This is a genomic window from Shewanella sp. S1-49-MNA-CIBAN-0167, from assembly GCF_040310145.1.
In the GTDB taxonomy this organism is placed as follows: Bacteria; Pseudomonadota; Gammaproteobacteria; order Enterobacterales; family Shewanellaceae; genus Shewanella; species Shewanella psychromarinicola.
Genome location: NZ_JBEOPO010000049.1, coordinates 1 through 16,120, shown reverse-complemented (window position 1 = coordinate 16,120; position 16,120 = coordinate 1). Strand labels below are relative to the sequence as shown.

The 16,120-nt window shown below is 43.0% G+C and carries 15 protein-coding genes; 10 read left to right on the top strand and 5 right to left on the bottom strand.

What is annotated here, in order from left to right:
- Positions 1-89 precede the first annotated feature (89 nt).
- The 4 genes from AAEZ00_RS18280 (at position 90) to AAEZ00_RS18265 (ending at position 6,899) form a co-directional block, all read left to right on the top strand.
- On the top strand, positions 90-1,922 hold the full coding sequence (locus AAEZ00_RS18280) for a vWA domain-containing protein (protein WP_351089351.1): 1,833 nt from the start codon (positions 90-92) through the stop codon (positions 1,920-1,922).
- A gap of 21 nt (positions 1,923-1,943) precedes the next feature.
- Positions 1,944-2,561, top strand: a complete 618-nt coding sequence (locus AAEZ00_RS18275) for a sigma-70 family RNA polymerase sigma factor (RefSeq protein ID WP_351089349.1) — start codon at positions 1,944-1,946, stop codon at positions 2,559-2,561.
- A complete protein-coding gene (locus AAEZ00_RS18270; RefSeq protein ID WP_124012019.1) occupies positions 2,558-3,391 on the top strand; it encodes a hypothetical protein in 834 nt (277 codons plus the stop codon). The genes AAEZ00_RS18275 and AAEZ00_RS18270 overlap by 4 nt, the downstream gene beginning before the upstream one ends.
- A 226-nt stretch (positions 3,392-3,617) precedes the next feature.
- Positions 3,618-6,899, top strand: coding sequence for a S41 family peptidase (locus AAEZ00_RS18265; RefSeq protein ID WP_124012018.1), 3,282 nt, complete (start codon positions 3,618-3,620; stop codon positions 6,897-6,899).
- 112 nt (positions 6,900-7,011) lie between these two features.
- Here AAEZ00_RS18265 and AAEZ00_RS18260 read toward each other — a convergent pair whose 3' ends face one another.
- Both AAEZ00_RS18260 and AAEZ00_RS18255 read right to left on the bottom strand, forming a co-directional pair.
- Positions 7,012-7,446: an OsmC family protein gene (locus tag AAEZ00_RS18260; RefSeq protein WP_124012017.1), complete on the bottom strand. Its 435-nt coding sequence runs from the start codon at positions 7,444-7,446 to the stop codon at positions 7,012-7,014.
- A gap of 453 nt (positions 7,447-7,899) precedes the next feature.
- Positions 7,900-8,550: a DsbA family oxidoreductase gene (locus tag AAEZ00_RS18255; protein WP_351075369.1), complete on the bottom strand. Its 651-nt coding sequence runs from the start codon at positions 8,548-8,550 to the stop codon at positions 7,900-7,902.
- A gap of 436 nt (positions 8,551-8,986) precedes the next feature.
- On the opposite strand from AAEZ00_RS18255, the gene hpf reads away from it, so the two are divergent.
- The gene (hpf, locus tag AAEZ00_RS18250; protein WP_124012015.1) at positions 8,987-9,343 is read left to right on the top strand and encodes a ribosome hibernation-promoting factor, HPF/YfiA family; all 357 of its coding nucleotides are present in this window, start codon (positions 8,987-8,989) and stop codon (positions 9,341-9,343) included.
- Positions 9,344-9,780: 437 nt separating this feature from the next.
- On the opposite strand, the gene AAEZ00_RS18245 is transcribed toward hpf, so the two are convergent.
- On the bottom strand, positions 9,781-10,503 hold the full coding sequence (locus AAEZ00_RS18245; RefSeq protein WP_351075368.1) for a YebC/PmpR family DNA-binding transcriptional regulator: 723 nt from the start codon (positions 10,501-10,503) through the stop codon (positions 9,781-9,783).
- 422 nt (positions 10,504-10,925) lie between these two features.
- On the opposite strand from AAEZ00_RS18245, the gene AAEZ00_RS18240 reads away from it, so the two are divergent.
- The gene (locus tag AAEZ00_RS18240) at positions 10,926-11,171 is read left to right on the top strand and encodes a TIGR02922 family protein (protein WP_124012013.1); all 246 of its coding nucleotides are present in this window, start codon (positions 10,926-10,928) and stop codon (positions 11,169-11,171) included.
- A gap of 113 nt (positions 11,172-11,284) precedes the next feature.
- On the opposite strand, the gene AAEZ00_RS18235 is transcribed toward AAEZ00_RS18240, so the two are convergent.
- The gene (locus AAEZ00_RS18235; protein WP_124012012.1) at positions 11,285-11,872 is read right to left on the bottom strand and encodes a TetR/AcrR family transcriptional regulator; all 588 of its coding nucleotides are present in this window, start codon (positions 11,870-11,872) and stop codon (positions 11,285-11,287) included.
- A 144-nt stretch (positions 11,873-12,016) separates the two neighbouring features.
- On the opposite strand from AAEZ00_RS18235, the gene AAEZ00_RS18230 reads away from it, so the two are divergent.
- From AAEZ00_RS18230 to AAEZ00_RS18215, 4 genes are all read left to right on the top strand, one after another.
- Positions 12,017-13,060, top strand: coding sequence for an alkene reductase (locus AAEZ00_RS18230; protein WP_124012011.1), 1,044 nt, complete (start codon positions 12,017-12,019; stop codon positions 13,058-13,060).
- A 255-nt stretch (positions 13,061-13,315) separates the two neighbouring features.
- Complete coding sequence (locus AAEZ00_RS18225) at positions 13,316-14,638, top strand: leucine-rich repeat-containing protein kinase family protein (RefSeq protein ID WP_164839586.1); 1,323 nt, start codon at positions 13,316-13,318, stop codon at positions 14,636-14,638.
- Positions 14,639-14,796: 158 nt separating this feature from the next.
- Positions 14,797-14,988 (top strand): ribbon-helix-helix protein, encoded by a 192-nt coding sequence (locus AAEZ00_RS18220; protein ID WP_124012009.1) that lies wholly within the window; start codon positions 14,797-14,799, stop codon positions 14,986-14,988.
- A 202-nt stretch (positions 14,989-15,190) separates the two neighbouring features.
- Positions 15,191-15,535 carry a zinc ribbon domain-containing protein YjdM gene (locus AAEZ00_RS18215; RefSeq protein WP_101032423.1) on the top strand — a complete coding sequence of 115 codons (345 nt, stop codon included), beginning with the start codon at positions 15,191-15,193 and terminating at the stop codon, positions 15,533-15,535.
- 42 nt (positions 15,536-15,577) lie between these two features.
- Here the strand turns inward: AAEZ00_RS18215 and AAEZ00_RS18210 are convergent, their stop codons facing one another.
- Positions 15,578-15,826 carry a hypothetical protein gene (locus tag AAEZ00_RS18210; protein ID WP_124012008.1) on the bottom strand — a complete coding sequence of 83 codons (249 nt, stop codon included), beginning with the start codon at positions 15,824-15,826 and terminating at the stop codon, positions 15,578-15,580.
- Positions 15,827-16,120: the final 294 nt, after the last annotated feature.

The window sequence follows — 16,120 nt, the reverse complement described above, 5'->3', positions numbered from 1 at the left end:
TACCTATTTCGCTCGTTATTAGCTGTATGCAAGGTCACTTTGTTGACGTAACCAATATGAATAACAAGTCGATAGATGAGGGAAAAACCATGAACGATGTCAATAAGCAACTCACTCGCAGTGCATTAGCCATAGTCATTAGCGCGATTATTGTCAGTGGTTGTGCGCAAGAGTCCAAAGACAGTGCGAAACAAAGTCAGCCCGCTTCTAAAATTCAATCCGCGAGTAAAACGGATTTCTCTGCACAAGCGCGTCCCGAGTTATCTGAGGTAGCAGGTTTAGTGATGGCATCTGAGCCACAGGCTGATGCATACCAAGGATCAAAGGAGGTGCATCGCAGCGCTAAAGTCATGGCAGCGTCAATGGCGCAGCGTATTGTGAGTCCTCAGCATGTCAGCGCAAGCGATCGCAGCTTGTTATTAGCACCTAATGCTAATGACAAATTTGAGTCGCTAGTACAAAACGGCAATATGGTTGCCGGTGAAACGCCGGTATCGACGTTTTCAATCGATGTTGATACTGGCAGTTACAGCACCACCCGCAGATTAATCAATCAAGGCCAACTGCCGGTTAAGAATACCGTTAGGGTAGAAGAGTTAGTGAACTACTTTAGTTATGACTACCCAGTACCGACAACCACTGAGCAGCCCTTTAGCGTTAATACTGAATTAGCACCCTCACCGTATAATGCTGATACTCAGTTATTGCGCATTGGCATTAAAGGTTTTGATGTTGCAGCAGACCAGCTTGGTGCAAGTAATTTAGTGCTACTGCTTGATGTGTCAGGCTCTATGTCGTCTGCTGATAAATTGCCTTTATTGAAACAAGCCATGCTGATGCTGAGTCAGCAATTATCGGCGCAAGATAAAGTATCGATAGTGGTGTACGCCGGTGCCAGCGGTGTGGTGCTTGACGGTGTTGCAGGTAATGACTTTACCGCCATTAAAACAGCCCTTAGTCAGTTAACTGCACAAGGTGGCACTAATGGTAGCCAAGGTATTCAGTTAGCGTATCAATTAGCGCAAAAGCACTTTATCGAAAACGGCAGTAACCGAGTTATTTTGGCCACCGACGGTGACTTTAACTTGGGGATGACAGATCATCAGCAATTGGTTGATTTTGTCACCAGTCAAAGTAAAAGTGGTATTGGTTTATCTACGCTTGGCTTTGGTCTGGGTTCTGCTACTGCCAGTTATAATGACCATTTGCTGGAACAATTATCAAATAAAGCTAACGGTCAATATGCGTTTATCGATACCTTAAATGAAGCGCGAAAAGTGCTAGTTGATCAACTCAGTGCCACACTGTTAACTATTGCCCACGATGTCAAAGTGCAAATTGAATTTAACCCGGCGGTGGTGTCTGAGTATCGACTTATTGGTTACGAAAACCGGTTGTTAAATCGTAGTGACTTTAATAACGACGCTATTGATGCAGGCGAGATTGGTGCGGGTCATACCGTCACCGCGCTGTACGAGATACGTTATAACGATAGCCAAAATCGTTTAGTGGATCCGCTGCGTTATGCTGTCACAGAATCGACGCAAATTGATGAAGCTAAAGTTCATCAACACATTGCAAATGAAGTGGCTTATTTAAAGCTGCGTTATAAAGCGATTGGCGAGCAAAACAGTCAATTAATCGCTTATCCCATTAGCCGCGATCAGCAGCTGACTCATTTGCATCAAGCCAGCGATGATTTCCGCTTTGCCGCCGCAGTCGCGGGGTTTGGGCAATTGCTTAATCATAATAATTATGTCCACGATACTGATTATGCTAAGTTAATTGTACTTGCTCAGTCTGCAATGGGCCAAGACCGATTTGGTTATCGCCATGAGTTTGTGCAAATGCTAAAAACCGCAAGTGTACTCGAGAGACAGCTTATGATTACTGAGCCAGACACTCGTTCGGTTAGCCAATAAATGCGTCACAAAAAGGATAAAATGGTGCAAACATCAATATACCCTAAGGATGAGCCGTTAATTCCCCAAGTGGGAAGTGACGAGCAACTGATGCTCGACTACCAAGCGGGTGACGTCCGCGCGTTCGAGGCCTTGTACCTTAAACACAAAGGGCCTTTGTATCGTTATTTTGTTCACCAATTACATAACCAACAATTAGCCGAAGATTTGTATCAAGACACCTGGGGTAAGGTGATTAATGCGGCGAGGCAATATCAAGTCACGGCCAAATTCACCACTTGGTTATATAAAATTGCCCATAACTTATTGATTGACCATGTGCGTGCTGTTAAGCCGCTCGACAAGGTGACACCGCTTGGTGAAGGTGAAACCATGGATAGCCTACAAGCAGATGATCAAGCCTCGCCTGAGCCACAAGTACAGCAACAGCAACAAGTTGAGATGATGAAAAATTGCATTGCCAAACTGCCGCCAGTGCAAAAAGAGGCTTTTTTACTCAACATCGAAATGGGCATGACCGCTGCGATGATCAGCGACATCGCCAACGTCACCTTAGAAGCCACCAAAAGCCGTATTCGTTATGCTTATCAGAGTATTAAGCAATGTATTGCTACCCAAAGGCAGGAGACAACATTATGAATAAACAATTAGATCATGATGCAGAGTTCACTGCATTACAAACAGAAATCAAAGATGCTTATCACCAGAAACCACTGGAACAACCATCGGCTGAACTGGATGAGGCCATATTAACCAAAGCGCGTTCGGATGCGAATGTATCTAAAGTCAGTTCACCTAAAAAATCAATGTGGCAACGCAATGCATGGGTGTTTTCAAGCGCGGCGTCGGTATTGCTGGTGGCGGGATTGTTTATGTTAACCCCAAGCCTGCAAAAACAAGTTGGAATTGATATTGAACAAGGCGTACCTGCTCAGCAGTCATCATTTAAGCAGGCCAAATCGACATCGGACGTGCCTAAACTAACTGAGTCACCAGTTGAAGATGCCGCAGCAGCAGAATCAATTGCCGTTCAGGGATTATCGATGAGTTCAGCGCCAATGAATAACGAACGTGTTAATCGTGAAGCAATGAGTGAAGCATCTGATAACAACGGAACAGTTGAATCTCAAATGGCAGATAAATCATCCGCGGTAATGAGTGCGGCGCCAACACCTGCCAAAGTAAATGAAGAAGGACAAAAGAAAGTACTAGAACTGCACTCAAGCAGCCATGCCAAGGAGGGACTACAAGTGAAACAGTCATTTAATGGATCGTTAAAAGGGGACATTCAATTAGATACTGCTGATGTCGCCTTGGCTCGGTTACAAGCACTAATGGCCGACAATAAACTGATTCAGGCTGAACGTTATATGATCACCATAGATCAACGCTTCCCTGAGCTATCTGATCCGTCCCACCCACTTTATGAGCAATACCATAAAATTGTACTGCAACTGACTTCGCAGTAAGGGAAATACGAGACATTAAAACACTAACGGCTAAGCGATCACTGCTTAGCCGTTTATTATCTCAAATTGAATTACTGCTGAGCTGTTTATTATTTCAAATTGTGGTTCGTTACATATTTTTGCTGCAAAATTAGCCACAACTCTGATAATGTGAACGGATAAATATAATACGTTAATTGATATTGATTTAACTCTAGATATCGACTTTATAAGGACGCTCCTCACCATGAAACTTCGTCGCTCCGTTGTGCATTGTATGTTGGTTTTAGGTACTTTAGCTTGCTCATCAATAGTCGTGGCTAATGCCTCAAATCAAGGCTATTACCGCGCCCCAGCATTGCACGATCAAACCTTAGTGTTTACCGCCGAAGGCGATCTGTGGATAACCCAACTCAACCAAACTAAAGCCAGTCGCTTAACCAGTTTGGCCGCCGAAGAAATGGACGCAACTATTTCAAAAGACGGCAAGTGGGTGGCTTACACCGCCAATTATGAAGGCGCAACCGAAGTGTATGTGATGCCTATTCAGGGCGGAGTGGCTAAGCGGGTAAGTTTTGAAAACAGCCGGGTGCGCCTGCAAGGCTGGACCGCATCAGGAGAGGTGTTATATTCCACCGACAATGCCTTTGGGCCCGCTAATTTTTGGGTGTTAAAAACCGTTAACCCGCAAACGTTAACCATCACAGACTTACCCTTAGCTGACGCCGTAGAAGGCACTATTGATGACAAAGGTGAGTATGTTTACTTTACTCAATTTGGTCTGCAAGTCAGTGGCGATAATGTCAAAGTCTATCGCGGCGGCGCTAAAGGTGAAATTTGGCGTTATAAGCTGGGTAGTAAACAAGAAGCACAGCAGTTAACCAGTGCCCATGAGGGTTCTGTTAAGCAGCCGATGTTATGGAATCAACGGGTCTATTTTGTCAGTGATAAGTCTGGTAATGACAATATTTGGTCGATGACCCTAGATGGCAAAGATAGTAAACAACACACTCAATATACCGATTGGCAGGTGCGCGATGCCCAGCTTAATAATGGCCGCATTGTGTTCCAGCAGGGCGCCGATATCAAGTTGTTAAACTTAGCCGATCTTGCCCAATCAAGGTTAAATATCGAACTCACCAGTGACTTTGCCCATCGCCGCGAGCAATGGGTTAACGACCCAATGGATTTCGCCACCTCAACCGTCTTTGCCCATCAAGGCGACAACGTGGTAATTACTGCCCGTAGCCATGTGGCTATTGCCAGTAATGATGGCCGCCGCTTAGTGCAAATAGACTCATCAGCCAATAGCCGCGTGCGCGATGCACTGCTTAGTGATGATGGTAAATGGGTTTATGGCATTAGCGATGCATCGGGAGAGCAAGAAATTTGGCAATATCCTGCAGACGGCTCTGCTGGGGCCAAACAGTTAACCAAAGATGGCAACACCTTGCGTACCAGCTTGTCGTTATCACCTAATGGACGTTATTTGGTCTCCGACGATTACATGGGCAACGTGTGGTTACTGGATTTAACTCGCGACAATAACCAGAAAATCATCAAAAATGGCGAAGGCCTTGGTCCTTATCAAGACATTAAATGGTCTGGTGACAGTCGGTTTATTGCCCTGACAAAAGCTGAAATTGGTAAACAGCGGCCACAAATCGTGTTGTATTCAATTAACGAGTCAAAAGCACAAACCTTAACCACAGACAAATACGAGTCGTTTTCACCGAGTTTTAGCCACGACGGTAAATGGTTGTATTTCTTGTCTAATCGCGAATTTAAAGCCAATCCTGGCTCGCCATGGGGCGACCGCAATATGGGGCCTATTTTTGACAAACGGACCCAAATATTTGCTTTAGCGTTAGATGCTAAAGCGTCATTCCCATTTGCAAAACCAACGGAACTGACTGTCAAAAAAGAGGCTAAAAAAACGGATAAAGAGCAGGAAATGGGCGGTAGAACCAAGGTGGATTGGGATGGATTAAACCAACGCCTATGGCAAGTGCCTGTTGATGCGGGTAATTACCAAAGCTTAACGGCGGCAAAAGACAAACTGTATTTACTTGATGGCAATGAACAAAGCAGCGAGCTAAAACTGATTAAGTTTGATCCGCTAAACCTTAAAGTCGATACCTTTAGCGAGGATGTGGGCCAATATTCGTTATCAAAAGATGGCAGTAAATTAATGCTGCGTAAGCAATCAGATCCTAAAAACATCATGATTGTGGATGCGGGCGACAAACTGCCAAGCGATGTATCGCGAGCGAAAGTCAGTACAGATCAATGGCAATTGAGTATATCACCACCGCAAGAATGGCAGCAGATCTTTGAAGATGCATGGCTAATGCACCGTGACTCGTTTTTTGACCCTAAAATGCGTGGGGTAGATTGGCAAGCCGCCAAAACCAAGTACCAACCTTTGGTTGATAGGTTAACCGATCGCAACGAGCTCAATGATATTTTTATGCAAATGATGGGCGAGCTTAACTCGTTACATTCACAAGTGCGCGGCGGTGATATTACCCAAGACGCGGATGCTGCCAAAGCAGCTGCATTAGGTGCTAGGCTGACTCAAACCGATAAAGGTGTGCTTATTAGCCATATTTATCAAACCGATGCCGAATTGCCATTGTCTGCATCACCGCTGGCGCGTATTGAAGTGGATGCCCAAGAAGAGGATATTATTCGCGCCATTAACGGTAAAAAAGTGACTAATATTGCCGATGTGACTCAATTGCTGCGTAACCAAGGCAATAAACAAGTGCTACTGGGACTGATGCGGGGTAAAACGGCCATTAATACCGTAGTGACGCCGCACGATATTGGCACCGATGCCAAACTACGTTATCTGGACTGGGTAGAGCATAATGGCGACAAAGTCGCCAAAGCCTCCAATGGCAACATTGGCTATTTACATTTGTATGCCATGGGCTCTGGTGATGTAGAAAGTTTTGCCCGCGAGTTTTATACCAATTACGACAAAGACGGGTTAATTATTGATGTGCGCCGAAATCGCGGTGGCAACATTGACAGTTGGATTATTGAAAAGCTATTGCGCCGTGCATGGGCATTTTGGCAGCCAACACACGGCAGCACCAATGCCAATATGCAGCAAACGTTCAGAGGTCACTTAGTGGTGTTGGCTGATCAAATGACTTACTCAGATGGTGAAACCTTTTCCGCTGGGATCAAAGCATTAAGCATCGCGCCGATTATTGGTAAACAAACTGCCGGCGCTGGCGTGTGGTTATCGGGGCGTAATTCGGTGACCGATAATGGCATGGCGAGGGTGGCAGAATATCCACAATATGCCATTGATGGGCGTTGGATCGTCGAAGGTCATGGGGTTGACCCCGACATTGAGGTTGATAATTTACCTTATGCGACTTTTAACGGTAAAGACGCTCAGCTGAATGCGGCGATTAGCTATTTAAAAGATGAGTTAGTACAACAACCGATCAACCCTTTACAAGGTCAGCCTTTACCTAAAATAGGGCCGGCTGCGGATATAAAACCGCGATAATGATTAGCTTATTGACAAAACCCCAAGTGATTACTTGGGGTTTTTGTAGATATGGGTTCAATGTACTTATGTTGCGCGGGCATATGAAGCTATTGCAACCATTACGCTTGCGCTATTTTATCTCAACTACACACGCTAATGAATTGGCAATAAAGCAGTTTGCATGGGCCTTGGCATGAATTTTTGCCAATGTCTCTTGGTCTACTTCAATCCCTTCAGCAAAAGTGACTTTGGGTTCAAGCGTCATTTTGACCACGGCGACTTTACCGGCATCATTTTTACCTAAATCAGCGGTGGCATTATCAACATAATGGGTCACTGGCAGTCGCTTTAAATGGGCAATCGCTAAAAAGGTCAACATGTGGCACGACGACAAAGCTGCTAGTAAGCTTTCTTCTGGGTTAACTTTGTCTGCATTGCCTTTGTATTCTGATGCCGACGAGGCTTGGATCGTTTGTCCACTGCCAAATTTCACCTCATGGTCGCGATTAAATTCACCGTCTTCACTTGGTGAAGATTGCCAATTCACCGTTAATTTAAAGCTCATTTTGTACTCCCAAAACCACCTAATAGTGGTATTTATAACGATTTAACATACCGTTTATAGATGCTGACTTAAACGATAACTAACATCTGTTGATTCAACACCAAGCGTAGCTGAATGTCCATGGACTCGCTCGAGAAAACAGATATAAAAATGGCATCTATTCACTACAGGCAAGCTACTGTTCGGTTTGATATCACGAATTTTAAAACCGAGGGCAAAGAGGCTACGCCTATCTCTTTAAATAAACAAAAACCAGCTTGCGCTGGTTTTGTTTATTTAGCCACAGTTTGGCTTTAAATAGGGCTATAAAGATAAATCAGTCTATGTGAACGCCATGAGTTGCCCACTGAGGCTCACTAAACTCAGTTTGGGTTTTAAACTGAGATAATCAATTATTCCGATGTTAGCTTATTCTCCCCATTTTTTAACCCGAGTTGAGGTGAGGTAAACCAATTAAGCTTCTTCGGTGGTCAGCTTGGTGATCAATTCAGCAATAGTGGCGGGTTCTTGTGCCCCAGACACTAGATATTGCTGATTAAACACTATAACTGGCACAGCTTGAATCCCGCGACTGATCCAAAGTTGCTCTGCTTCTTTAACGGCTTTTTCATAGCGCTTGTCGCTGAGTACAACTCTAGCTTCATCGGCATCTAAGCCAACCTGCGTGGCAATATTAATTAAGACTTCAATGTCATCGGGATTCTGCTGCTGAGTAAAGTAGCTGCTAAATAAAGCCAGTTTTAATTCGGTTTGCTTACCTGACTCTGCAGCCCAATACAGCAGCTGGTGGGCAAGTAGCGTGTTGTAAATGCGTGATGAATCAGAAAAATTAAATTCAAAGCCTAAATCAGCACCCATTTGGGTTAATCGTTGACGATTTTGAGCACTTTGCTCCGGTGTTGAACCGTATTTCTCAGCAATGTGTTCGCCTAAGTGTTGACCTTCTGGCCCCATCGTGGGGTTAAGTTCAAACGGATGCCACTGTATTTTAACCTCTAAATCATTAAATTGACTTAGTGCTTGTTCAAGACGACGGTAGCCGACAATACACCAAGGGCACATTACGTCTGAAATAATATCGATTTGGAGTTGATTAGTGGCCATAATTATCCTTTCTAATGATTAATTCGGTTTCATTTATATAAGCCTTAACAGGCAAAAAATGTATAGTTGTTTATAAAACAACTGCTTTTAGTAATTATTTGTTTGGTTTGTAATCACTTGTGTAAACAACCCAAAAGTTGCAACCTTTGTCACTAAATTGTGTCTATACTTAATCAGTAATCTGGTGTTTAATCAAGTAAGGGTTAGGTCAGTTTGATATACCCCATGCACGTTTTAATCAACTTTTATTAATGGCATAGTAGTTGAAGTTCACAAGTAGATATAAAACACTTTGTAGACTTGAGTACTTGTGACACAAAGCTCATGTCCCATGTCTAAATATGTCAGCCTGCATTTGTACAACAAGCCTATTTATGTCAGCATGCAGTTGTAACACGCGATAAATTTGGCAAGTAAATTCTTTTAAGGACAATCTATGAAAATAAATCTTTCTGGTCACCATGTTGATGTTACGGATACTGTCAAACAACACGTAGATGAAAAATTCGCTAAAATAGCTAACCATTTTCCCACGCTTATCTCGCTAGATATCATCATTGCTAAAGAGCATGGTGAGTATGATGTTGAAATTAGAACTAACTATGAAGGAACTAGCATTGCAGCTAAAGGTACTGATTTAGTCATGTATCCGGCTATTACGAGCGCCGCTAGAAAATTAGATGCGGCACTAAAGCATCGTAAAGGCCAATTAAAAGCAGATTTACATGAAAAACCAGATGTCACTGCGCCTGAAATCGCCTACGAAAAAGTTCAAGAAATGGACTTACGCTAACCAAAATCGTTTATTAAACGACGCCAAAAAACGCAGCTTAAGCTGCGTTTTTTTGTTTGATTCGGTAAAGGTAAGAAGGCTAGATGCTAGGGCGGACTGCGTCCTGCTAGTATCGCTTCGCTGCTAGGGCGGACTGCGTCCTGCTAGGAAACGATAACAAGCGAACGCTACGCTCACGGATAGAACGGTCTAGCACTTGGCTTGTTATCGGATGTCATCGCTCGTTATCGCTAGCTACCAAGATTTTATAGTCTCTAGCCGCGTAGCGTACTAGCAGCGTTCTAGGCTCTTGGTTTGCCATCGACTGTCAGCGCTTGTCATCTCTGTTATAGGATCTAGCCGCCTAGCGTACTAGGCTCTATGCTTTAGATTTTATAGCATCTAGCAGCGAAGCGATCTAGTTCCTAGGCTTTTATAGTCTCTCGTTCTAGTTTGATTTATTCTTCATCAATCTCAGCATTGTGATACACGTGTTGCACGTCATCACAATCATCAAGAGCCGCTAAGAACTTATCAAAATTTTCAATATCTTCACCAGTCAGTTCAGTCATGGTTTGTGGCACAAAGGCTAAGTTTTCTACCTTAAAGTCAATCTTAGGAAAGGCTTCAATTAACACAGTGCGGGCATTATTAAACTCTGATACTGGCGCAAATACGCTGATGATACCATCTTCTAGTTCTACATCGGCAACGTCGACGTCAGCCATCATAAGCAGTTCTAAAATGGCTTCATCATCATCACCATCAAACACAAATACTGCTTGATGTTCGAACATATGGCCAACAGTACCAGGGCCGCCCAGCTTGGCATCATTTTTAACAAACGCTTGGCGAACTTGAGTAAATGTGCGGTTACTGTTGTCAGTTAAACAGTCAACAATAACCATACATCCGCCAGGACCAAAACCTTCATAGCGGGCGGTATCATAATCTTCACCACCACCACCACGTGCTTTTTCAATGGCACGTTCAATAACGTGTGCCGGAACTTGATCTTTCTTCGCGCGGGCGATCAAGCTACGTAGGGCTAAGTTGCCCTCTGGGTCAACGCCACCTTTAGCGCAAATATAAATCTCTTTACCATAACGTGAGTAAATACGTGTCTTTTGGCCAGCGGTTTTCGCCATGTCCTCTTTTTTATTTTGATATGCTCTGCCCATCTTAATCTCGTTTTATTAAATGTTTAAGGCTAAAAATTGTCACCGATTCTAGCAGGAATAAGTTGTGCTGTTTAGGTGCTGGTTCTAAATTTCACATAAATAGGCTTGATAACCCGATAGGTATTATAGAATTTAGATCTAGCACGTCATACTTTTAGGCTATCACTATTCATATTTACACATCAAATGTGTTAAGTTCATGTTTAAACGCCTACCATCGATAATAAATCTAAAATACGATTTAATTGTAAAAGGTTGTTTAAAACCAAAATATAAAAATAATGAGAAAGGACTTCTCTCCCTGGATGAATTCAGTACAAAGAGTCTATTGGTTCATCCATTTTACTCTGAGATGTGTTGATAAGTGACATTATCAATATCATTTCTACACTGAATCAGTATGTTGAAATGAGAGTCCGAATATGAAATCTGTATCTGCCGAAGGTCAAACTTCAAATCCGACAGTGACTATTTTGTATTACGAAGCCCCTGTTGGCTTAGAAATGCATAATGCTGTGATGACCGATCTGCAAGTCAGTCACAGTGGACGCGTAATTATCCCTGAGTCGTTTCGCCGAGGTAAATCGATTATTGCGGTATTAGAAGGCGAGTGCAAAATACTTAACTCATTGGGTGAACGTGTTTTTTCACAACGTGTCGTGAGCTAAAGATAGTAGTCATCAAGCTAACATAACCAAGAAGACACCGAGTGTGTCTTTTTTTTATGCTTTTTTGGTGTTTTTTATGCACGTTTTATGTTGTTTAGCATGAAATAATAATGCTAATCACATCGTAGTAAATCATCGAGCAGTTTATCCGCTAACGCCTGCAATAGCGTTTTGCTAGGATTGGTATGAGCGATGGTGCGCATCCCATATATTCCCATCATCATATATTGGGCTAAAAAATCACAGTCGCTGTCGGCAGGAATTAATTTTTTTGCTTTTACTTGTTCGAATACTTGCACTAATGAGCCATGCCAAGTGGCTAAACATTGGGCCGACATTTGGCGAATATCGTCATCTTGCTCGCCCATTTCACTGAGTGTTTTAGTTAATAAACATGATTGGCTAGCATCGCAACTTAAGCATTCCTGTAAAATGCTATCCAAGTATCGACGTAAGTTGTCTATTATCGAGTTTTCATCAGTAAACAGTTGCTGAAATTGCTGGCCTCTGTCTTGTTGATATTGACCTATGGCTGCAAGCAGTAAGCCTTTTTTATTGTCAAACGCACAATAAATTGACCCAGGATGTAAGCCAGTGGCTTTGGTAAGATCCTGCATGCTGGTTTTGGCATAACCGTTCACCGTAAAAGCACTCATGGCTGCTCTTAATACTTTTTCTCTATCAAATTCAGCATGTCTCATATTCTGTCACTTCTGGTAACAACAAAGCGTGATAACTCATTTCGGTTTAGTCTAACTAAAATAGCTCGACTATTCAAAAATTACTTGAATGTGTATTCAAATAAGATTAATCTTGAACGCATATTCAAGAAAGGAGATTATCACATGACGGCGAGTTTATTTACCCCTTACAAACTTAACGACACCCTAACATTATCAAACAAGATTTTAATGGCACCATTAACGCGTTGTATGGCAGATGATGACCTTGTGCCGACACAGATGATTGCCGATTATTATGCACGCCGAGCTGAAGCGGGTCTTATTATCAGCGAAGCGACAATTATTCGTCCAGATGGCCAGGGCTACCCAAATACCCCAGGTTTATTTACCCCGGCTCAAATTGATGGCTGGCGTGTCGTTACCGATGCCGTACACAAAAATAACGGTAAAATCTTTGCTCAGCTTTGGCATACCGGCCGTGTTGCACACCCGCACTTTTTTGGTGGTGGCGATGTATTATCTTCTTCAGCACAAGTCGTGGAAGGCACTGTGCCTAGAATGCGCGAATTGGTTTATCAAACCCCAAAGGCCGCCACGGTAGACGATATTAAGCAATTAGTAGCTGATTATTCCCAAGCCGCTGCAAACGCAATTGATGCTGGCTTTGATGGTGTCGAAATTCATGGTGCAAATGGCTATTTAATTGACCAATTCTTACACTATGATAACAACCGTCGTGTAGACGAATACGGTCAAACACCAGAAAACATGTCTCGCTTTGCCTTAGAAGTGGTTGATGCTGTGGTTGCCAGAATTGGCGCAGATCGCACCGCTCTTCGAGTCTCTCCTGGCGCCTATTTCAATATGGCAGCAGATCCTCGCGACCGTGATGTTTTTGACTATTTATTACCTGAGTTGGCGAAACGAAATTTAGCCTTTTTACATGGTGGTATTTTTGACGACTCAATGCAGTTTGATTACTTAGGTGGCAGTATATCGGCTTATATGCGCAGTGTTTATACCGGTACGTTAGTGGGTGTGGGTAGCTACACTGCTGAAACGGGTAGCACAGCGATTAGCGAGAACAAGTTTGATTTACTGGCTATTGGTCGTCCATTTATTGCCAATCCTGATTACGTAGCAAAAATACGTGATGGCGTTGAATTAGTCAGCTACGACGGCGCTATGTTAGCTGAATTGATTTAACCTTGTTTTTGTTTTTTGTTTGTTGTTTTTTGCGTTATTAACTTCAGTAGAGGTTAGTTAAACGTATTTTGTAGGAATCCACTTCTAACAGCTATTTTATGTGTGAGAAGTGGCGCTAAAATTATCAACCCCAATTTGTGTTTTTTAGTTTCCGTCTTGGCCACTGCTTTTGCTGTGGTCTTTTTTTTGTCAGAAATTTGTCTCAGTGAGTGCTGTCTATTACTATGTCGGCAATTTTAGGCAAAGAGATGCATGATGCAAACACTGCAACAATTAAACGATGGTTTGTTACTGGGTTATCAACGGGTCAATATCGCAGCACAACTCACTGAGTTTCCGGTTAACTTGTTTGAGCTAGCCGATACCTTAGAAGTACTTGATCTTAGCAACAACCAATTGTCGTCATTGCCGGCTAACTTTGCCGACTTGCATCAACTTAAAATCCTATTTTTGTCTAATAACCTATTTGATCATCTGCCAGCAGTATTAGGTCAATGTCCTAATTTAGAGATGATAGGTTTTAAAGCCAATCAAATCCGCAGCGTGCCAGACAGTGCCATTCCAAAACAAACCCGCTGGTTAATCTTAACCGACAACCAGATAGAGCAGTTGCCTGACAGTTTAGGTCAATGTTATCGCCTCGAGAAGCTGGCACTAGCAGGTAATAGGCTCACCTCGCTACCCGCTAGCATGGCAAATTGCCATCAATTGGCACTTATTCGTTTATCTGCAAACCAGCTTACCGATTTACCTGAGTGGTTATTTCAATTACCTAACTTAGCCTGGCTGGCTTTTGCGGGTAATGCATTTAGTCATGTTGAACATTGCGACAATACTCGAGTTCCCACCGTGCCATTACGCCAATTTAGCTTAGGTCAGTTGCTCGGTCAGGGTGCATCTGGGCTAATTTATCAAGCAGGTCACCATGCAGGAAACTCAAACATTAGCCACTTTAGCAGCGACGTAGATATCGCCATTAAGCTGTTTAAAGGTATGATCACCAGTGACGGTTATCCAGCAGATGAGCTTGATTGCTGCCTAACCGCGGGTGAACACCCTAATTTAATTAATGTGGTGGCACAAATTAATCAGCCCGATCAACTGGGCTTAGTGATGCAACTTATTCCGCCAAGCTTCGGCAATTTAGGTTTACCACCGTCGTTGCAAACCTGTAGCCGCGACACTTTTGAGCCGCAAACGGTATTTACTTGGCAGCGCATTACTTATATTGCTAGCCAAATGGCTGATATTTTGGCTCATTTACATCAAAATGGCATTAGCCATGGTGATCTTTATGCCCACAACATCATGATAAACCAAGACGATTATGTATTATTTGGCGATTTTGGCGCGGCATCAAATTTAAAACAATTTACCCCACAGCGGCGGCAGTTAATCCAAGCGATTGAGGTTAGGGCGTTTGGTTATTTGGTCGATGATATGCTAAACCTCATCGATAACCCAGATACGTCACAAGCCACGATGTTGCGCCAGGTAGTGCAAGATTGCCTGCTAGATGATGTATCGTCCAGACCGTGCTTTAATACATTGTTACCGCGTATAGCGAGTATTGCTTAAACCATAAACATTCGAGTTAAGGCTCATTTAGGTAAATCAACCTAATGACGCCTGAGTTCGAATGAATTTCAGCGTAAATAACCAATACAGAATATGGCCTTTATCAACACACTGCATTACAATCAAATTATCATGTTGTCATTAAAGGCTCGCCCACAGTGGAAAATAAAACTGCACGTTTTACCGTATTAATGGACCCGTTAAAAAAGCAGGCATTTGAGCAGCTGTGTGCCGCTCAAGATCTCACGCCATCACAAGTCACTCGTCAGCTTATTCGTGAATATCTGCAAAAGCACGATGTGAGTTTTAGTGATAGCCAAAGTCGTCCCAATCCACAAGTGAAAAGCTAACGTTGGTCTACACTATCGTTAAGTTAATTCGGTTGCTGCACTGCCTAGGGTAGTCAACTTGTGATAATAGCATTATAATGCCATTACAATATTCGGCAGGGTAGATACTTTTCTATCTCACGCCAATCGATAAAGCCTGTCGAACTGCGTATTAGCGCTATTAACATGTTCGACAACTGCCAAGAACACAGAGAGTAAAGATATGAGTGATGTAATCCCGCCATGCCCAAAATGTGAGTCTCCGTACGCTTATTCAGACGGTACATTATTAATTTGCCCAGAATGTGCTAATGAATGGAACCCAAATGAAGAAGTGGTTGATCCAGACGCTATAATTTTAAAAGATGCCAACGGCAACTTATTAGCAGAAGGCGACAAAGTCACCTTAATCAAAGATCTTAAAGTCAAAGGCTCATCGCTAGTGCTTAAAGTTGGCACCAAAGCCGTGATTAACCACCTTGTCGATGGCGACCACGACATCGATTGTAAAGTCGATGGCAATGGCCAAATGATGCTGAAATCAAAGTTTGTTAAAAAACAAAGCTAATAACGATTGAGCAGAACATAGTAAATCACATGTAAGTGACCATTAATCAGCTTTAGGCTGATTAACAAAAAATCCCCGCAGGCAGCAATGCCAACGGGGATTTTTTATGGACACCGGTTCAAGTCCCGCCGCCACACCTGAACGGGTTCTTGTTGTTCCAAAGGTATATTGTTTAGAAATGCCCGAACGCATGCTTGCCCAGTGGTGATCCCCAAGTGAAATCACTTCTGTGACACGCTGTAAACCCATCCATGGGCGCTCTGCGAAAACATCCATGTTCTCGATGGTCACAGCCGCGATTGCACCTGTCGTTTAGTTATCTTCGATTCAACCTTGTTTGTAACTAAGCGCTCTAACTCACTTTTGGACAAAAGTGAGTTTGAGGTATTAATTAACTCAGCTTACTTGATATTGGTTTAGCTTGATTTATAACGTAGCTTCATTTGAACTTATTGCCTGCAGCATGCTGATGTGCAGATGATTAAGCGAGACGCCACGAGCACATCCCTGTGGGCTTAACCAAAACATCCCTGTTTTGGATACTCGCTGACTCATCTACACCTGTAATTTAACTCTCTTCGATTT